Source organism: Microbulbifer sp. S227A, assembly GCF_049800935.1.
This window is the reverse complement of the sequence record NZ_JBNAFZ010000005.1, coordinates 70,196-86,701: the sequence shown is the minus strand read 5'-3', so window position 1 is coordinate 86,701 and position 16,506 is coordinate 70,196. Positions and strand designations below refer to the sequence as shown.

18 protein-coding genes are annotated in these 16,506 nt (G+C 64.3%); 14 read left to right on the top strand and 4 right to left on the bottom strand.

Annotated elements, in window-relative coordinates; genetic code table 11:
• Nucleotides 1–161 precede the first annotated feature (161 nt).
• From ACP15R_RS13570 to ACP15R_RS13545, 6 genes are read left to right on the top strand one after another with little or no spacing between them, the layout of a single operon-like run.
• Entirely contained in the window at nt 162–1,151 is a 990-nt protein-coding gene (locus tag ACP15R_RS13570; protein ID WP_424986960.1) for a DctP family TRAP transporter solute-binding subunit, read from the top strand.
• Nucleotides 1,148–1,522, top strand: a complete 375-nt coding sequence (locus ACP15R_RS13565; RefSeq protein WP_424986959.1) for a cupin domain-containing protein — start codon at nt 1,148–1,150, stop codon at nt 1,520–1,522. Before ACP15R_RS13570 ends, ACP15R_RS13565 begins: the two co-directional genes overlap by 4 nt.
• Nucleotides 1,519–1,992, top strand: a complete 474-nt coding sequence (locus ACP15R_RS13560; RefSeq protein WP_424986958.1) for a TRAP transporter small permease — start codon at nt 1,519–1,521, stop codon at nt 1,990–1,992. Before ACP15R_RS13565 ends, ACP15R_RS13560 begins: the two co-directional genes overlap by 4 nt.
• Nucleotides 1,989–3,272, top strand: a complete 1,284-nt coding sequence (locus ACP15R_RS13555; protein WP_424986957.1) for a TRAP transporter large permease — start codon at nt 1,989–1,991, stop codon at nt 3,270–3,272. Before ACP15R_RS13560 ends, ACP15R_RS13555 begins: the two co-directional genes overlap by 4 nt.
• 29 nt (nt 3,273–3,301) lie before the next feature.
• Entirely contained in the window at nt 3,302–4,546 is a 1,245-nt protein-coding gene (locus tag ACP15R_RS13550; protein ID WP_424986956.1) for a Zn-dependent hydrolase, read from the top strand.
• Entirely contained in the window at nt 4,543–5,490 is a 948-nt protein-coding gene (locus ACP15R_RS13545) for an ornithine cyclodeaminase family protein (protein ID WP_424986955.1), read from the top strand. The genes ACP15R_RS13550 and ACP15R_RS13545 overlap by 4 nt, the downstream gene beginning before the upstream one ends.
• Here ACP15R_RS13545 and ACP15R_RS13540 read toward each other — a convergent pair.
• Nucleotides 5,472–6,404: a LysR family transcriptional regulator gene (locus ACP15R_RS13540; RefSeq protein ID WP_424986954.1), complete on the bottom strand. Its 933-nt coding sequence runs from the start codon at nt 6,402–6,404 to the stop codon at nt 5,472–5,474. The genes ACP15R_RS13545 and ACP15R_RS13540 overlap by 19 nt on opposite strands.
• Nucleotides 6,405–6,573: 169 nt before the next feature.
• Here ACP15R_RS13540 and ACP15R_RS13535 point away from each other — a divergent pair, with 169 nt between their 5' ends.
• The 8 genes from ACP15R_RS13535 (at nt 6,574) to ACP15R_RS13500 (ending at nt 14,035) form a co-directional block, all read left to right on the top strand.
• A complete protein-coding gene (locus ACP15R_RS13535) occupies nt 6,574–6,918 on the top strand; it encodes a RidA family protein (RefSeq protein ID WP_424986953.1) in 345 nt (114 codons plus the stop codon).
• Between the two features lie 105 nt (nt 6,919–7,023).
• Nucleotides 7,024–7,638: an RraA family protein gene (locus ACP15R_RS13530; protein ID WP_424986952.1), complete on the top strand. Its 615-nt coding sequence runs from the start codon at nt 7,024–7,026 to the stop codon at nt 7,636–7,638.
• Nucleotides 7,639–7,694: 56 nt separating this feature from the next.
• Nucleotides 7,695–9,227 (top strand): ABC transporter substrate-binding protein, encoded by a 1,533-nt coding sequence (locus ACP15R_RS13525; protein WP_424986951.1) that lies wholly within the window; start codon nt 7,695–7,697, stop codon nt 9,225–9,227.
• Nucleotides 9,228–9,301: 74 nt separating this feature from the next.
• The gene (locus tag ACP15R_RS13520) at nt 9,302–10,222 is read left to right on the top strand and encodes an ABC transporter permease (protein WP_424986950.1); all 921 of its coding nucleotides are present in this window, start codon (nt 9,302–9,304) and stop codon (nt 10,220–10,222) included.
• Nucleotide 10,223: 1 nt separating this feature from the next.
• Nucleotides 10,224–11,096 carry an ABC transporter permease gene (locus ACP15R_RS13515; protein WP_424986949.1) on the top strand — a complete coding sequence of 291 codons (873 nt, stop codon included), beginning with the start codon at nt 10,224–10,226 and terminating at the stop codon, nt 11,094–11,096.
• A gap of 5 nt (nt 11,097–11,101) precedes the next feature.
• Entirely contained in the window at nt 11,102–12,076 is a 975-nt protein-coding gene (locus tag ACP15R_RS13510) for an ABC transporter ATP-binding protein (protein WP_424986948.1), read from the top strand.
• Entirely contained in the window at nt 12,073–13,020 is a 948-nt protein-coding gene (locus ACP15R_RS13505) for an oligopeptide/dipeptide ABC transporter ATP-binding protein (protein ID WP_424986947.1), read from the top strand. Before ACP15R_RS13510 ends, ACP15R_RS13505 begins: the two co-directional genes overlap by 4 nt.
• 151 nt (nt 13,021–13,171) lie before the next feature.
• On the top strand, nt 13,172–14,035 hold the full coding sequence (locus ACP15R_RS13500) for a Rossmann-like and DUF2520 domain-containing protein (protein WP_424986946.1): 864 nt from the start codon (nt 13,172–13,174) through the stop codon (nt 14,033–14,035).
• A 54-nt stretch (nt 14,036–14,089) separates the two neighbouring features.
• On the opposite strand, the gene ACP15R_RS13495 is transcribed toward ACP15R_RS13500, so the two are convergent.
• The 3 genes from ACP15R_RS13495 to ACP15R_RS13485 are packed head-to-tail and all read right to left on the bottom strand — an operon-like array spanning nt 14,090 to nt 16,505.
• Nucleotides 14,090–15,316 carry a beta-ketoacyl-ACP synthase gene (locus ACP15R_RS13495; protein ID WP_424986945.1) on the bottom strand — a complete coding sequence of 409 codons (1,227 nt, stop codon included), beginning with the start codon at nt 15,314–15,316 and terminating at the stop codon, nt 14,090–14,092.
• Entirely contained in the window at nt 15,313–16,038 is a 726-nt protein-coding gene (gene fabG, locus ACP15R_RS13490; protein ID WP_424986944.1) for a 3-oxoacyl-ACP reductase FabG, read from the bottom strand. The genes ACP15R_RS13495 and fabG overlap by 4 nt, the downstream gene beginning before the upstream one ends.
• 26 nt (nt 16,039–16,064) lie before the next feature.
• Nucleotides 16,065–16,505, bottom strand: coding sequence for a hypothetical protein (locus ACP15R_RS13485; protein WP_424986943.1), 441 nt, complete (start codon nt 16,503–16,505; stop codon nt 16,065–16,067).
• Nucleotide 16,506: the final 1 nt, after the last annotated feature.

Here is a 16,506-nt window from a genome sequence, read left to right as displayed (position 1 = left end):
GGCATGATTGATCTGGCGTGAATGATCTGGCGTGACCGCAACACCCCGCTGCGCGGCGGGTATTGGCAAAAGCAATTCCAATCATAGCCCGGCCCTATTTGCGCGAAATTCGCAACCGGTATCTCCTATGCGGCAATCGAAGTCCAACAGGAGAACACCCAATGCAACACCACACCAACCTGATCCGCGGCGGCCTGCTGGCGGCCTGCCTGAGCGCCGTCGCACCGGTGGCCGCGCTGGCGGCCGACGTGTCGATCCGCCTGGGCCACGTTCTGCCCGAGAGCCACAGCTGGCACATCGCGGCCAGCGGTTTCGCCGACGAGGTCAACACCGCCACCGACGGGCGCGTGCAGATCGAAGTCTTCCCCTCGGGCCAGCTGGGCAGCGAAAAGGAAGTCATCGAAGGGCTGCAATTCGGGTCGGTCCAGGCCGGGCTGATCGGTGCCGGATCGTTCCAGGGCGTCGAGCCGCGCATGGGGATCATCGAGATGCCCTATGCCTGGGCCAGCCGCGAGCAGGCCTTTGCCGCGCTGGACGGGGAACTTGGCGCCGCGCTGGCCGGGATGATGGAGCCCAAGGGCATCAAGGTCATCGGCTGGTGGGAAACCGGCTTTCGCAACATCACCAACAACGTGCGCCCGGTTGAAAAGCCCGCCGACCTGGCCGGCCTGAAAATCCGTGTGACCCCGGACAAGGTGCGCCTTGCCACGTTCGAAACCCTGGGGGCCGAGCCCGCGCCGCTGTCCTTTGGCGAGCTTTATTCGGCGCTGCAACAGGGGCTGTTTGACGCGCAGGAAAACCCGCTGACGATCATCGACAGCGCGTCGTTCTACGAGGTTCAGAAATACGTGTCGCTGTCCGAGCACATCTGGGGCGCGGCGACGCTGACCATGTCGAAATCGGTCTGGGACAAGATTTCGCCCGAAGACCAGGCCGTTGTCCTGGCGGCGGCAACCGCCTGGGGCGAGAAACAGCGTGACATGGTCGCCAAGGCCAGTGCCGAGCTGATTGCCCAGCTGGAAGCCAAGGGCATGGAGTTCAACGAGGTGGACAAGACCGCCTTTATCGAAGCCGTCGCGCCGATCTGGGAAAGCCAGAAAGACGTGTATGGCGAAGAGCTGCTGACCATTCTGGACACCTACCGCAAATGACGCTGCGGCCGGAACAAGTGGAGCTTCCATCGGTTGAACCGGTGCAGCTCTACGACTTTAGCCAGCAGGTGCTGTTCTCGCCGGCGGCACGGGGCGAGGGCTTTATCAAGCTCTCGGTGACCACCGGCAAGAAAGGCGCGAAATCCGTTGCCCATTGCCATCCGCGTGACGAAGTGACCCTGACGCTCAGGGGCGAGGCCGTCCTGCGGGCAGGGGGCAAGGAATACCACATGACCGAAGGCACCGCCATGCGCCTGCCGCCGGGGCTCGACCACACGGTCGAAGTGATCTCGGACGAATGGGTCGTCGTCGCCGCCTATTGCGACGAATGCATGTTGTGCCGCGGTCCCCAGGGGATAACGAAACCATGACACTTTCCGACGGAACCCGGCAGGCGGCAACGCTTATCGACCGCACCGCGCGCTGGACGGGGGCCGCGCTGGTGGCCGCCTTTGCCGCGATGGTCGTCTACGTGGTGATCTCGCGCTACCTGTTTTCCTCGACCCCCCGCTGGGCCGAGGAACTGCCCCGGCTGGCGCTGGTCTGGCTGACCTTCGTCGGCACCATTTCCGGCTTTGTGCGCGGCAGCCATTTTCGCGCCGGGCTGCTCGACCTGATCCGCTTTCCGCCGATGGTGCGCCGGGCGCTGGCCTGGCTGGCCTGGCTGGCGAGCTTTGTCTTTCTGGCCGTGTTCATCGTCACCGGTGCCCAGATCACCGGCATCACATGGTCGCACCAGACCACCGCTCTGTCGCTGCCCGTCGGCCTGTTTTATCTCTGCCTGCCCATCTGCTGCGGTCTCTCGCTGCTGGGCCTGATCCTGAAAGGCGGCCGCTCATGAGCCTTGCCCTTGCCCTGCTTCTCGTGGCCTTTGTCGTGCTGGTGCTGCTGGATGCGCCCATCGCGGTGGCGCTTGGCCTGTCGTCGATGTTCTACCTGCTGATCGCCGATGCCGCGCCGATGATGGTGGTCGCCCAACGCGCGGTCGCCGGGATCAACAGCTTTACCCTGCTGGCCATTCCGCTGTTCCTGCTGGCCGGGCTCCTGATGGTGCATGGCGGTCTCGCGCCGCGGATCATCGCCCTGTGCTCGGCATTGATCGGGCGGCGCACCGGCGGTCTTGCGATGGTGATGATCATCGCCTGCATGATGTTCGGCTCGCTCTCGGGTTCGGGGGTGGCCGACGTGGTTGCCATCGGCACCATGATGCTGCCCGCGATGAAGGACCAGGGCTATGCGCCCGGCTTCAGCGCCTCGGCGCTTGGCTGTGCCGGTTCGCTTGGTACCGTGATCCCGCCCTCGATCGTTCTGATCGTCTATGGCACCGCCACCAACAGCTCGATCGGCCAGCTGTTCGTCGCCGCGATCCTGCCCGGCATCCTGCTCGGCCTGGGGCTGATGCTGGTGGCGTGGTGGATTTCGCGGCGCAATGGCTGGCAGGGGGGCGAGCCGTTCTCCTGGGGTGAACTCGGGCGCGCGGCCAAGGGCTCGATCCTTGCCATGCTGGCCCCGATCATCATCGTCGGCGGCATCCGGCTCGGCATCTTTACCCCGACCGAAGCCGCCGGGATCGGCGTGGCCTATGCGCTGTTTATCGGCATCTTTGTCTATCGCGCCCTGTCGTTCGGCACACTCTTGCGGCTGCTGCGGGAAACCACCGAGATGACCGGCGTGATCCTGCTGGTGATCGCCTCGGCCTCGGTCTTTGGCTGGATCCTCGCCGCCGAACAGGTGCCGCAGATGGCCGTTGCCGGCATCACCCAGGCCACCGAGAGCGGCACCGTCGCGCTGTTGATGATGATGGCGATCCTGCTGGTGCTCGGCACCTTCATGGAAAGCATCGCGATCATCCTGATCCTTGCGCCGGTCTTCCTGCCGATCCTTGCCCATTACGGCATCGACCCAGTCTATTTCGGCATCCTGCTGACCATCAACCTGGCCATCGGGGCCAATACGCCGCCCCTGGGCATCGACCTGATGGCCGCCTGCCGTGTCGGGCAAATCCCGCTCAGCGCATCGTTCAAATACCTCGTGCCGTTCCTTGGCGTGATGGTCGGGGTGCTGCTGCTGCTTGTCCTGTTCCCCGCCCTGATCACCGATCTTCCGGCGATCCTGTTCTGATACCGCCTTGCGAAAGAAAGAAGGTTCCCATGTCCATGACACCTGATACCCGCGTCAACCTGGATCGTTTCTGGTCCACCATCGAGGCCTCCGGCGATATCGGCGTCGGCCGTCCGGGCGGGCTGTCGCGCCTGACCCTGAGCGACGCAGACCGCACCATGCGCGACCTGTTCCGCAGCTGGTGCGAAGAGGCGGGGCTGACCGTCGAGGTCGACCAGGCGGGCAACATCTTTGGCCGTCGCGACGGCACCGACAACGACCTGCCGCCGATCCTGATCGGCAGCCACCTGGACACCCAGATCAACGGCGGACGGTTTGACGGCATCGCCGGGGTTCTTTCGGGGCTCGAAGTGATCCGCACCCTGAACGATATCGGCCATGTGACCAAGCGGCCCATCGTCGTCGTTGACTGGACCAACGAGGAAGGCGCTCGGTTTTCGCCGCCGATGGTTGCCTCGGGCTGTTTCGTGGGCAAGTACGACATCGACTGGGTGCATGACCTGATCGGCGATGACGGCACGCGTTTCGGCGACGAGCTCGAGCGTATCGGCTACAAGGGCGCGCGCGAATGCAAGGCGGGCGAGATCGACGCCTATTTCGAACTGCATATCGAACAGGGCCCGATCCTGGACGCCGAAAAGCGCCAGGTCGGCATTGTCACCGGCGGCTATCCGGTGCGCGGCATGCGCGCGTCGTTCGCCGGCCAGACCTCGCATACCGGGCCGACCCCGATGGACCTGCGCAAGAACGCGCTGGCGGCGGGCGCACGCTGGCTGACGGCGGTGGATGACATCGGCTGGGATTTTGCGGTGCATGACGGCAAGGCGACGGCGGCGCGGCTGACGGCGTGGCCGAACAAGCCGGGCATTCTCTCGGACACGGCCGAGGCGGTTTGCGACGTGCGCCACCCCGACCCGATCACCACCCGTGCAATGGCCGAAAAGATGCGCCGCGCGCTGTTTGAATCCGCCGCCCGCTGTGGCTGTGAAGCGAAGATCGAGGATGAATGGGAATGGGGCGGCGACATTTTCGATCACGAGATGATCGACAGCATCCGCAACCAGGCCATCCGCATGGAATTCAACTGGCGCGACATCCAGAGCCAGGCCGGGCATGACGCCTATTTCCTCGCCACCTATTGCCCGACGGCGATGATCTTTGCACCCTGCCAGAACGGCATCACCCACAATAACGAGGAAAACTGCGACCCCGGGGATTTCCTCGCGCCGCTGAACATCCTGTTGCACGCGGTGGTGGAACGGGCCGACCGATGAGCGCGATGATCGGCCACGCGGCGATCGAACAGGCACTGGACTGGCCGGCGCTGATCGCGCAGCTGCGCGACTGGTACGTGTCCGGCGGCGTCGAGGCGCCGGATCGCCAGGTGCTGAACATCCGGCAACCCGATGGCAGCGACGCGTCGCTGCTCATCATGCCAGCCTGGGTTCCGGGGCAAAGCATCGGCGTCAAGGTCGTGACCTTTCTGCCGGCCAACGCGGGCAAGGGCAGGCCGACGATCAACGCGGGCTATCTGCTGTTTGACGGCGAGACCGGGCAGATGAAGGCGGCGCTGGATGGCGACACGCTGACTGCCCGGCGCACCGCGGCGGCTTCGGCACTGGCGGCAAGCCACCTGGCCCGCGCCGATGCAAGGCGGCTGCTGGTGGTCGGAACCGGCCAGCTCGCGGTTTCCGTGGCCGAGGCACATAGCGCCGTGCGTACCTATGACAGCGTCGAGGTCTGGGGTCGCAGCCGCGACAAGGCGGCGGCCATCGCCGCCGATCTTGCCGCGCGCGGATTGCCCGCGACACTGGCCGAGGACCTGGAAACCGCCTGTCGCGCCGCCGACGTGATCAGCACGGTCACCGCCTCGACCCGACCGATCATCCGGGGCGACTGGCTCAAACCGGGCAGCCACCTGGACCTGATCGGGGCCTTCAAGGGCGACATGCGCGAAAGCGACGATACCGCGATTGCGCAGGCCGATCTGTTTGTCGATCTGAGGGCAGGGGCCACGCTGGCCGGGGACCTGAGCCAGCCGCTCGAGGCCGGTGTCATCGCCCCCGACCATGTGCTGGCCGATCTGACCGAGCTGTGCCGGGGCGATCATCCCGGACGCACCGATGCCACGGCGCGCACGGTGTTCAAATCGGCGGGCATGGCGCTTCAGGACCTGGCCGCCGCCGACCTGGCCGCGCATCACATCATATCGGGATAAAGCGCCAGAAGCTCTTGCGCCATGGCAACAAAACGATGCTCCGAGGGGGTCAAGGCCTCCAGCGGGGCATGCACCAGGTAGACATCCGCGCCGATGGTCTCGTCCGTGATCTTGAGCGGCCAGAGATCGCCGCGCCGGATGTCGTCCTTGGCGGTCAGCACCGGCAGGATGCCGATGCCCAGCCCGGCGACGATCATCCGCCGGACCTCTTCGATATTGGTGCTCAGACCGTTGATCCGGTTGCCCAGCCGGGTGCCTTCGCGCAGCACCGACATGGGTTCCAGCCCCATGCCCTCGGTGGCGCAGGCAAATGAGATGAACGGTTCGCGCTGAAGGTCGCGCAATTCCACGGTTTCCTGCCCGAACAACGGATGTTCGGCACCGCAAAACACACAGAATTCCTCGCGGAACAGCCGGATAGACGGCAGGTTCACCAGCGGCTTGGCCAAAAGGCAGAACCCCAGCGGCACCTTGCCCTGCTGGATCGCACGCACGATGGTCTGGCTGTTCTGAACCTCGCTCTGGAACAGCACCGAGGGGTGGCGCTGGTGATAGAGGCGCAGCAATTCGTCCAGAAACGGGGACACGAGGTTCGAGATGATCTTGTAGCGCACCTGGCCGCGCTCTTCCTCTTCGGCATCGCGCACCAGCAACGAGATGCGCTCGGCGCTGTGAAAGATGTCGCGGCATTCCTGGAAAATCTTGTCGCCCCGCGTGGTCAGCTCGAAATGGCGGCTGTCGCGGAAAACCAACTGGCAATCCAGCTGGGCTTCGAGCTTTTGCAGCGCGTTGCTCACCGAGGGCTGGCTCAGGCCCAGCCGTTTCGCCGCCTTGGTGATGCTTTGTTCCTTGGCAATCATGTAGAACATGCGTAACAGGTTCCAGTTCAGGTCCGATTGCTGGGGTGAGTCCATTGGCGATCCTTGGCTTCGGGTTGCGTGGCGTGTTGGGGTGCCCAACAAATGATCACACCCACCATAGCAAAAAACTATGCCTGATATAAGCTTGAACTATACATTCCATCTGTGCGGACCGCCCGGCCTTCGCTAAGCTTGCTGAACTTTTAATCGGAGAGCAAAACCCATGAGCATTACCCGTCTGCATCCCGGCCCCCGCATGAGCCAGGTCGTCATCCACAACAACACCGTTTACCTGGCCGGTCAGGTCGGCACCCCCGGTGCCGATGTCGCCACCCAGACCCAGGACTGCCTTGATGCGGTCGACCGGCTGCTGCAAGAGGCCGGCAGCGACAAATCCAAGCTGTTGCAAGTGATTATCTGGCTGGACGACATGAGCGACTTCCAAGAGATGAACGCGGTTTACGACGCCTGGATCGACCCCGCCAACCCGGCGGCGCGTGCCTGTGGCGAGGCCAAGCTGGCCACCCCCGACTACAAGGTCGAATTCATCGTCACCGCGGCGATCTGATCCCGCTCCGGGCCGGGGGTTATGGTTGCCATAACTCCCGCCTATTTGACCCAAGCCCCGTCCCGGCGTCTTCTTTTTGCAATTCACGCAGCGTCAGGACAGGGCATGAACACTCCAAACGATCTTTCCGACATCGAAACCGCAACGCTGGGCCATTTCCTGGAAACCGGGTTCATGTCGCCCGCGCTTCAGGCGCTGTTGCCGGATCGCCGGGTCTTTGGCCCCGCCCTGACCATCCGGATGCAGGGCGATGATGGCGCGGCGCTGGTTGATGCGCTGTCGATTGCCGAACCGGGGCAGGTGATCGTCGTCGACCGCTGCGGCGACATGCGCCATGCCTGCTGGGGTGCGGTGACCACCTGCGCCGCACAGGCGCGCGGCGTTGCCGGCGTGGTCATCGACGGTTTTGTCACCGACCGCTCGGCAATCACCCAGGCCGGTTTCCCGGTCTGGTGCCGGGGCCGCTCGCCGATCACCACCAAGCCGCGCGGCATCGGTGGCGATGTCAATGTCACCATCCATTGCGGCGGTGTCGCCGTGCATCCCGGAGACATGGTGCTCGCCGATGAGAGCGGCGTTGTCGTGCTGAACCCGGCGCAGGCACAGGCCCATATCGACCGCGCCCGCCAGATGCAGCAGGACGAGCTGATCGTCCTTGAACGGCTGCGGGCGGGCGAAACGCTGGCCGAGATCACCCGGCGCAAAAAACAACCCGCATAGAACCGGAAAACCGGCGCGTACACCCCAATCACTCAACCCAAGCAACAGAGAGACACATGACACATACCTCTTCCAAATTCATCCTTGGCGGTATCGCGGCGCTGGCCGCCAGCACCGCGCTGAGCCTGGCCACGCCCGCGCTGGCGGACAAGGCCTCAAACACGCTGAACGTGGCCTTTGCCGCCGAACCCGAGCCGCTTGACACCTACAAGATCGCCGGCCGTCAGGGTCTGATCCTGGCGCGCCACATCTATGACGGTTTGCTCTACAAGAATCTCGACACCGGCGAGATCGTGCCCGCGCTGGCCGAAAGCTGGGAGTTCACCGGCCCGCTGACCATGGAATTCACCCTGCGCCAGGGCGTCAAATTCCACAACGGCGCCGATTTCACCGCCGATGACGTGGTCGAGACCCTGAACACCGTGATCACCGAGGAATACGGCACGCGCTATTCGATCTCGGTCGACTGGATCGACAGCGTCGAGAAGCTGGACGATTACAAGGTCCGCATCAACATGTCCAAACCCTTTGCCGGCGCGGTCGAGATGCTGGCGGATGCGCTGCCGATCTATCCGCATGAATTCTTTGCCGCCAACGGATCGGCGGGCATGGCGGAAACCCCGATCGGCACCGGACCCTACCGGCTGGTCTCGCAAGAGGCGGGTATCCGCTATGAGCTCGAACGCTTTGAAGATCACTATGCGGGCAGCCCCAAGGGCGGCGCGACCATCGACAAGATCACCGTGCGCACCATCCCCGAGATGAACACGCAATTTGCCGAGCTGATGTCGGGCGATCTCGACTGGATCTGGCGCATTCCGCCGGATCAGGCCGCGCGCCTGGAAGGCCGGGTTCAGATCATCAGCGCCCCGATCATGCGCATCGGCTATGTCGGCTTTGCCCCCGAGGCGCTGGAGGGTGACAGCCCGATTGCCGACAGGAAAGTGCGCCAGGCGCTGATCCATGCCACCAACCGCGGCGCGATTGTCGACGCCTTTGCCGGTGGCGCCTCCGAGGTTCTGAACACCCCCTGCAACCCGGCACAGTTCGGTTGCGAGCAGGACGTGGCACGCTATGAGTACGACCCCGAAAAGGCCAAGGCGCTGCTTGCCGAGGCCGGGTATGCGGACGGGTTCGAGATGGAAATGGTCTTTGCCGCCATGCCGCGCCCGACCGCCGAAGCGGTGGCCGCCGATCTTGCCAATGTGGGCGTCACGCTGGTGCTCAACGAACAGCAATATTCCTCGGGCATCGGCAAATGGCGCGCCAAGGAGCTTCCGGCGTTCTTTTCGAACTGGGGCAGCTATGGCATCGGCGACACGGCATTCATCCTGTCGAACTTCTTTGGCGGCGGGGCGGATGACCTGGTGCAGGATGCCGAGCTCGCGGGCTGGCTGACCGAGGCCGATACCGCCTCTGATCGCGCGGTGCGGGCCGAGAACTATGCCATGGCCGTCAAAAAGATCGCCGACGAGGCCTATTGGATGCCGATGTACAATTTCAACGTGAATTACGGCCTCTCCAACGACCTGAACTTTACGCCGCATCCGGACGAGTTCGCCCGTTGGTGGATGGCCAGCTGGAAATAGGCTGACCTCCCAGGCGGACCGGTGCCGGGCGGAGTTCTCCCTGCCGCCCGGCACCAGATCAACGGAAAGATATCATGCTCACATTCATCTCCAGACGCTTGCTTGTTGCCTTTTGTGTATGCCTGACGGTTTCGGCGCTCAGCTTTGCCCTGATGTTCCTGTCGGGTGATCCGGCCATCGCCATTGCCGGTTCGGGTGGCCGGGCCGAGGATGCCGAGGCAATCCGCGTCGCCTATGGCTTTGACCGTCCGATCATCGTGCAATATCTCGACTGGATCGGCAGCGCGCTGACCGGCGATCTGGGGCAGAGCATCTATTTCAACGTGCCCGTGACCGAGATCATCGGCAACCGGGTCGGCGTGACCCTGCGGCTCGGGTTCATCTCGTTCATCGTGGCGCTGGTGATCGCGGTTCCTCTGGGCATCGCGGCGGCGCTGCGGCCCAATGGCTGGATCGACCGGATCGCGCTGGTCATTGCCGTGTCGGGGCAGGCGATCCCGAGTTTTTGGCTGGGCCTGATGGCGATCGTGGTGTTCGGTGTCTGGTATGGCTGGGTGCCGATCTCGGGCGCGGATACCTGGCAGGGCTATATCCTGCCGGTCATCGTGCTGAGTTACTACGCGATCCCGGAACTGATGCGGATCACCCGCTCGGGCATGATCGACGTGCTGGCGACCGACTATATCCGCGCCGCCCGCGCCAAGGGCTTGCCGACGCATCTGGTGATCTCGCGCCACGCGGTGCGCAACGCGGTGCTGCCGCTGGTGTCGCTCGCGGCGGTGCAGCTGGGCCAGCTGCTGTCCGGCTCGATCGTGATCGAGAGCGTCTTTGCCCTGAACGGGCTGGGGCGGCTGGCATGGGAATCCCTGCTGCGCAGCGACCTGCCGGTGGTGCAGGCGATCATCCTGATCCTGTCGCTGCTCTATGTGCTGCTGACGACACTGGCCGATATTCTGAACGCGGTGCTTGACCCGCGGCTGAGGGGGGCATCCTGAGATGAGCGACGCAACCATGGAAACCGCACGTCCAAGCATCTGGCGCAAGATGCGCGCCAATACCGGGGTGCTGATCGGGGGCACGCTGCTGGCGGTGATCATCGCCATCGCGATCTTTGCCCCGCTGCTGGCCCCGCATGACCCGCTGGCGCAGGATCTGACCCGCCGCCTGCTGCCACCCTTCTGGCATGACCGCTCAGTGCCCGAACACCTGCTGGGCACCGACCACCTGGGTCGCGATTACCTGTCGCGCATGATCTATGGCGCGCGGGTGTCGCTCGGGGTGGGGCTGGGCGTGATCCTGGTGTCCGGGGCCATCGGCATCACGCTGGGCCTGCTGGCCGGGTATTTCGGCGGCCGCATCGACATGATCATCAGCTTTGCGATCACCACCCGCCTGTCGCTGCCCATCGTGCTGGTCGCACTGGCAGCGGTGGCCCTGGGGGGCGCATCGCTGACCACGCTGATCACGGTTCTGGGGCTGCTGTTATGGGACCGGTTCGCGGTTGTCACCCGCGCCGCCGCCCAGAGCCTGCGGCACCAGGAATTCATCATGGGCCTGCGCGCCATCGGGGCCAGCCGCCTGCGCATCCTGTTCCTTGAGATCCTGCCCAATATGCAGGCCACCATCCTTGTGGTCGTGTCGCTCGAGGTGGCCAATGTCATCCTGCTCGAAGCGGCGCTGTCCTTTCTCGGCCTGGGCGTGCGCCCGCCGACCCCGTCCTGGGGGCTGATGATTTCCGAAGGGCGCGACAACATCCTGTTCGATCCCTGGCTGATCGCGCTGCCCGGCTCGGCGCTCTGCGTGCTGGTGCTGGCGGTGAACCTCTTTGGCGACGGAATGCGCGATATCACGGGGCCTGCAAAGAAATGACCGACATGATGCTTGATATCCGAAACCTCCGGGTTTCCCTGCCCACCGAACGGGGCACGCTGAACGCGGTGCGCGGCGTCGACTTGCAGATCGCCAAGAGGCAAACCCTGTGCCTGGTCGGGGAATCCGGCTGTGGCAAATCGCTGACCGCGATGTCGATCATGGGGCTGTTGCCACGCTATGCGCAGATCACCACCGACCGGTTCGAGATGGCCGGGCAGGACCTGACCAGCAAGACCCGGGCCGGGCTGGACCGGATGCGCGGGCGCGACGTGGCGATGATTTTCCAGGACCCGACCAGCGCGCTGAACCCGACGCTGACCATCGGGCGGCAGCTGACCGAAGGGGTGATGCGCACCCAGGGAATGAGCCGCAAGGACGCCGATGCACGCGCCATCGAGATGCTCGACCGGGTGGGCATTTCCAACCCCGCGGCGCGGCTGGCCCAGTATCCGCACGGGTTTTCCGGCGGCCAGCGGCAACGGATCATGATCGCCTCGGCCCTCATGGGTCAGCCGAAACTGTTGATCGCGGACGAGCCGACCACCGCGCTCGACGTGACGATCCAGGCGCAGATCCTCGAACTGCTGGGCGAGTTGCAGGCCGATCTGGGCCTGTCGATCCTGTTGATCACCCATGATCTGGGCGTGGTCGCGGCCATCGCCAACGAGGTCGCGGTGATGTATGCCGGGCGCATCGCCGAACGGGCCACGGCGCAGGAGCTGTTCGCAACACCGCGCCACCCCTATACCAAGGGCCTGTTGGCGGCGATCCCGGTTCCCGGTGTCACCCCGCGCGGCAGCGAACTGCCCGCCATTCCGGGCCGCGTGCCCGGCCTGATCGGCACCCTGCAGGGCTGCGCCTTTCGCGACCGCTGTGCCGTTGCCGGCCCCGAATGCGGCAGCGATCCGGTGCCGCGCCATGAACCCGGCCCCGGTCAATTCGTCGAATGTTACAAGGCAGCGGAGACGGCAGCATGACCTCCCCAATGATCCGCATGAGCAATATCCGCAAGGTCTATCGCCTGCGCCGCGGCATGTTTGCCGCGAGCGAGGAACTGGTCGCCGTGAACGATCTGTCGCTCGAAGTGGCCGAGGGCGAAACCCTTGGGCTGGTTGGGGAATCCGGCTGTGGCAAGAGCACCGCGATCAGCATCATGCTCGGCCTGCTGCAACCGGACGGGGGCGAGGTCGAGATTGCCGGCCAGAAGATCGGCGACATGCCGGTCAATGAACGCGTGCGCCTGGTCCAGCCGGTGTTTCAGAACCCCAATGCCTCGCTGAACCCGGTGAAACGCATCCAGACGCTGATCGGGCAACCGCTGCGGCTGCATGGGGGCACAAACGAAAAGGCCGAGGTCACACGCATGTTCGACCTGGTGGGCCTGCCGTCCCGGCTGGCCGATGCCTATCCCGCCGAACTGTCCGGAGGCCAGCGCCAACGGGTTGCCATCGCCAGGGCGCTGATCCTGAATCCGCGCGTGCTGATCTGTGACGAACCGACCTCGGCGCTTGACGTGTCGGTCCAGGCGCAGATCATCAACCTGTTGCTTTCACTCAAGAAAGAACTCGGCCTGACCATGGTATTCGTCAGCCACAACCTCGCGGTGGTCGAACATCTCGCGGACCGGGTTGCGGTGATGTACCTGGGCCAGAAGATCGAGGAAGCCGCCACAGACGCGCTGTTTGAAGGGGCACAGCACCCCTATACCCGCGCGCTTTTGGGGGCGACCCTGCTGCCGGATCCCAAGCTGGGCATGCCCGAGCAAAAGCTGGGCTCTGCCGCTGCCGACCCCTTTGCGGTGCATGGCGGTTGCCTGTTCGCGCCGCGTTGTCCCGACATGCGCGAAAGCTGTTCCAAAACCCCGCAGATCCTGCGCGACATCCGCGAAACCACCGTCAGATGCGAGCGCGCCGGGGCCTAGCCCCACCGCGACAAAGGCGGCGGGGTTCGGCGGGTTTGCGGGCGGCCATCCGGCGCAATCGAATCCGGTCGCATCTCTGCCGCGTCGGCTGGTAGGGTCGCCATGGTATCACGCCACTGGTGTGGCGACGGGATAGCGGAGTGGCGATGTCATGACTGGGCAAAGGATCAACCTGATCGGCGCGGGGCGCGTCGGGCAAACGTTTCTCAAATTGCTGAGCCGCTTGCCCGGCTACCGCATTCAGGACGTGCTGAGCTCGCGGATGGCGGCGGCCGAGGCGGCGGTGCGGTTCTGCGGCGCGGGTCGGCCGCTCCAGGAATTCCGCGATCTGCGCCCGGCGGATCTGTGGCTCTTGACGGTGCCGGATACGCGGATTGCACAGGTCGCATCACGGATTGCCGGCACGCTGCACGCCGAGCCGCAAGCCGCCCCGGTTGCCTTTCACTGTAGCGGGTTTCTGCCCGCCGCCGAGATGGAGCCCCTGCGTGCCGCCGGGTTTCAGCTGGCCAGCGTTCACCCGGTTCTGAGCTTTGCCGATGCGGACTCCGCCGTGTCGCAGTTTCCCGGCACCCGATGCGGTGTCGAAGGCGATGAGCCGGCGGTGTCACGCTTGCAGCCAGTGCTTGCCGCGATCGGTGCCCGCCCGTTCCCGGTCCGCTCGGAAAGCAAGGGGCTTTACCATGCGGCGGCGGTTTTCTCGAACAATTTCACCACCGTGTTACAGGCGCTCGCGCGCGAAGCCTGGGCCGAGGCCGGGGTCCCGGAAGAGGTGGCGCGCGATCTGAACGCCTCGCTGTTGCGCGCCACCGCCGACAACATCGCCGCGCATGGCCCGCAAAAAGCGCTGACCGGCCCGGCGGCACGGGGCGACCACGACGTGGTCCTGGCGCAGGGCAGGGAGGTGACGCAATGGCATCCCGCCGCCGGCCAGCTCTATCGGGAGCTCAGCGATATGGCGCAGCGGCTCAAGCGTCAGGGCCGGGCTCTCGCAGCGGATGAACCGCCCGGGACATAGGCACCAATTGCGCAGCGGTCATGCCCGCCCGCAGGCTGCCTCGGCAAAGGCCATTCATGCCTTGCGGAAAATCAGGGACGTGTTGATTCCGCCAAAGGAAAAATTGTTCGACATGAAATGTTCGACGGACATGTCGCGCGGCGCCCGGACGATATAATCCAGCTGGCCGCATCGCGCATCCACCGTGTGCAGGTTTGCCGTTTCGACAATCCAGCCGTCGCGCATCATTTCGATGCCAAGCCAGGCTTCGATTGCTCCACAGGCCCCGAGAGTGTGCCCGAAATGGCCCTTGAGCGTGTGATAGGGCGTCGCCGAGCCGAAAACCGCGCGGGTGGCGGCGCTTTCGGCAATGTCGCCGCTTTCGGTGGCTGTTCCGTGGCCATTGACCAATGCGATCTGTCCGGCCTCCAACCCGGCATCCCGCAACGCCAGACGCAATGCACCCTGCATCCCGTCGCTGCCCGGTTGCGTGATGTGCCGGCCATCCGAATTGGTGCCAAAGCCGATGATCTCGGCATAGATGGTGGCCCCGCGCGCCACTGCATGGTCGCGCTCTTCCAGAATCAGGGTCCCCGCGCCTTCGCCGATGACCAGCCCGTCACGGTCGAGATCAAACGGGCGCGGGCTCAGATGTGGTGCATCGTTTCGCGTGCTGGTCGCATAGAGGCTGTCAAAAACCGCCGCCATCGACGGGCACAGTTCCTCTGCACCGCCGGTGATCATGACGTCCTGCTGGCCAAACTTGATGGCCTCATAGCCATAGCCGATACCCTGGCTCCCGGATGTGCAGGCGCTGCTGGTGGGGATCACCCGGCCGGTCAGGCCGAAAAAGACCCCGATATTCACCGCGGCGGAATGGCTCATCATCTTGACATAGCTGGTTGCAGTCAGGTTGCGCATCGACCCCTTGACCATCAGATCCGCGAAGGCCTTCATCGGTTCGGTGCTGCCAAAGGAAGAGCCATAGGCGATCCCGACCCGCCCCGATTGCAACAGCGCGTCCCCCGACAGACCGGCATCGGCAAGGGCGCGTTCGGTGGCATAGACGGCCATCTGGGACACCGGGCCCATGCTGCGGGCCTTTTTGCGCGGATAGGTGTTTTCCCAGTCGCGCTCGGTCACGGGGCCCGCAAGCCTGGTGTTCAGATCGCCGTAGCGCTCCCATTCGCTCATATGGCGAATGCCGGTCCTGCCAGCCGCCAGATTGGTACGGACACGCGCCCAGTCATTGCCCAGCGAAGTGACCCCCGCCATGCCCGTCACCACGACCCGACGTTTCACTGCATGCCCCCGTTGACCGAGATCACCTGTCGCGTGACATATTCCGCCTCTGGCGAACAGAGGAACGAAACCACCGCGGCCACCTCTTCCGGCCGCCCCAGCCGGCGCATGGGAATGGCCCGCTTGATGTCTTCGACCGGCAAATCCTCGGCCATTTTTGTGTCGATCAGACCCGGTGCCACGCTGTTGACCGTGATCCGGCGTTTGGCCAGCTCCACGGCCAGCGACTTGGCCGCACCGATAAGCCCTGCCTTTGAGGCGCTGTAATTGGTTTGCCCCCGGTTTCCCATCAGGCCGGAAACAGAAGACATCACCACGATGCGCCCCCCCTCGCGGGCCCCGATCATCGGCATCAGGAGCGGATGCAGCACATTGTAAAACCCGTCCAGATTGGTGCGCAGAACCCCGTCCCATTCATTGCCCTGCATGGCCGGAAACGCCTTGTCACAGGTGACGCCCGCATTCAGCACGGCACCGTAACAATGGCCGTTTGTGGCCAGATGGGCTTGGATGGCGCGCGCGCAGTCATCCCGGTGCGACACGTCGAATTGAACAAGCCACCCCTTGCGTCCAGCGGCCTGAACATGTTCCAGGGTTTCCTTTGCCCCGGACTCGTCGCCGGCGTAATGCACCAGGATATCGAACCCGTCCTGCGCCAGACGTATTGCAATCGCGCGACCGATACCTTTGCTCGCGCCTGTAACTAGGATGGTTCTGGACATGATACCGCTCAACCGAAACTGATGCCTTATTCCGCCGGATCGCCGACAGGCGGTTGATATACATTCAACCGGGCCTTGGCCACAACCAGATCATCCCGCATTATCCGGCAATCAAAGGCCGCCATCTCGCCATCATCGTAAAGCTGATTTGCCGATACGCTCAGTTCGCAGCCGATTGGGAATGCATCAATACCGAGGTCCAGCCGCCGAATGCTCACGAGATATCCGATCCTGACCTTTGCACCCTTGTTCAGGCTCCTGACCCCGTTAAAGCAGGCTACCGTCTGCGCCATGTATTCAGCGCCCACATAGGCGGGTACGCCGGATTCCTGAAGAAACGCTGAACTCGGCCGGATTGTAACCGATGTGGTGATCTCTGCCGCATCGCATGACACCACCCGGTCGATCAGGATCATCGGGGGCCGGTGCGCGATCAGCCGGGAGACGGGGAGGGTGGCCAGGTCCATG

Coding starts and splice junctions, on each gene's coding strand:
- ACP15R_RS13570 (WP_424986960.1), top strand. CDS start 162: ATGCAACACCACACCAACCTGATCCGCGGCGGCCTGCTGGCGGCCTGC.
- ACP15R_RS13565 (WP_424986959.1), top strand. CDS start 1,148: ATGACGCTGCGGCCGGAACAAGTGGAGCTTCCATCGGTTGAACCGGTG.
- ACP15R_RS13560 (WP_424986958.1), top strand. CDS start 1,519: ATGACACTTTCCGACGGAACCCGGCAGGCGGCAACGCTTATCGACCGC.
- ACP15R_RS13555 (WP_424986957.1), top strand. CDS start 1,989: ATGAGCCTTGCCCTTGCCCTGCTTCTCGTGGCCTTTGTCGTGCTGGTG.
- ACP15R_RS13550 (WP_424986956.1), top strand. CDS start 3,302: ATGTCCATGACACCTGATACCCGCGTCAACCTGGATCGTTTCTGGTCC.
- ACP15R_RS13545 (WP_424986955.1), top strand. CDS start 4,543: ATGAGCGCGATGATCGGCCACGCGGCGATCGAACAGGCACTGGACTGG.
- ACP15R_RS13540 (WP_424986954.1), bottom strand. CDS start 6,404: ATGGACTCACCCCAGCAATCGGACCTGAACTGGAACCTGTTACGCATG.
- ACP15R_RS13535 (WP_424986953.1), top strand. CDS start 6,574: ATGAGCATTACCCGTCTGCATCCCGGCCCCCGCATGAGCCAGGTCGTC.
- ACP15R_RS13530 (WP_424986952.1), top strand. CDS start 7,024: ATGAACACTCCAAACGATCTTTCCGACATCGAAACCGCAACGCTGGGC.
- ACP15R_RS13525 (WP_424986951.1), top strand. CDS start 7,695: ATGACACATACCTCTTCCAAATTCATCCTTGGCGGTATCGCGGCGCTG.
- ACP15R_RS13520 (WP_424986950.1), top strand. CDS start 9,302: ATGCTCACATTCATCTCCAGACGCTTGCTTGTTGCCTTTTGTGTATGC.
- ACP15R_RS13515 (WP_424986949.1), top strand. CDS start 10,224: ATGAGCGACGCAACCATGGAAACCGCACGTCCAAGCATCTGGCGCAAG.
- ACP15R_RS13510 (WP_424986948.1), top strand. CDS start 11,102: ATGATGCTTGATATCCGAAACCTCCGGGTTTCCCTGCCCACCGAACGG.
- ACP15R_RS13505 (WP_424986947.1), top strand. CDS start 12,073: ATGACCTCCCCAATGATCCGCATGAGCAATATCCGCAAGGTCTATCGC.
- ACP15R_RS13500 (WP_424986946.1), top strand. CDS start 13,172: ATGACTGGGCAAAGGATCAACCTGATCGGCGCGGGGCGCGTCGGGCAA.
- fabG (WP_424986944.1), bottom strand. CDS start 16,038: ATGTCCAGAACCATCCTAGTTACAGGCGCGAGCAAAGGTATCGGTCGC.
- ACP15R_RS13485 (WP_424986943.1), bottom strand. CDS start 16,505: ATGGACCTGGCCACCCTCCCCGTCTCCCGGCTGATCGCGCACCGGCCC.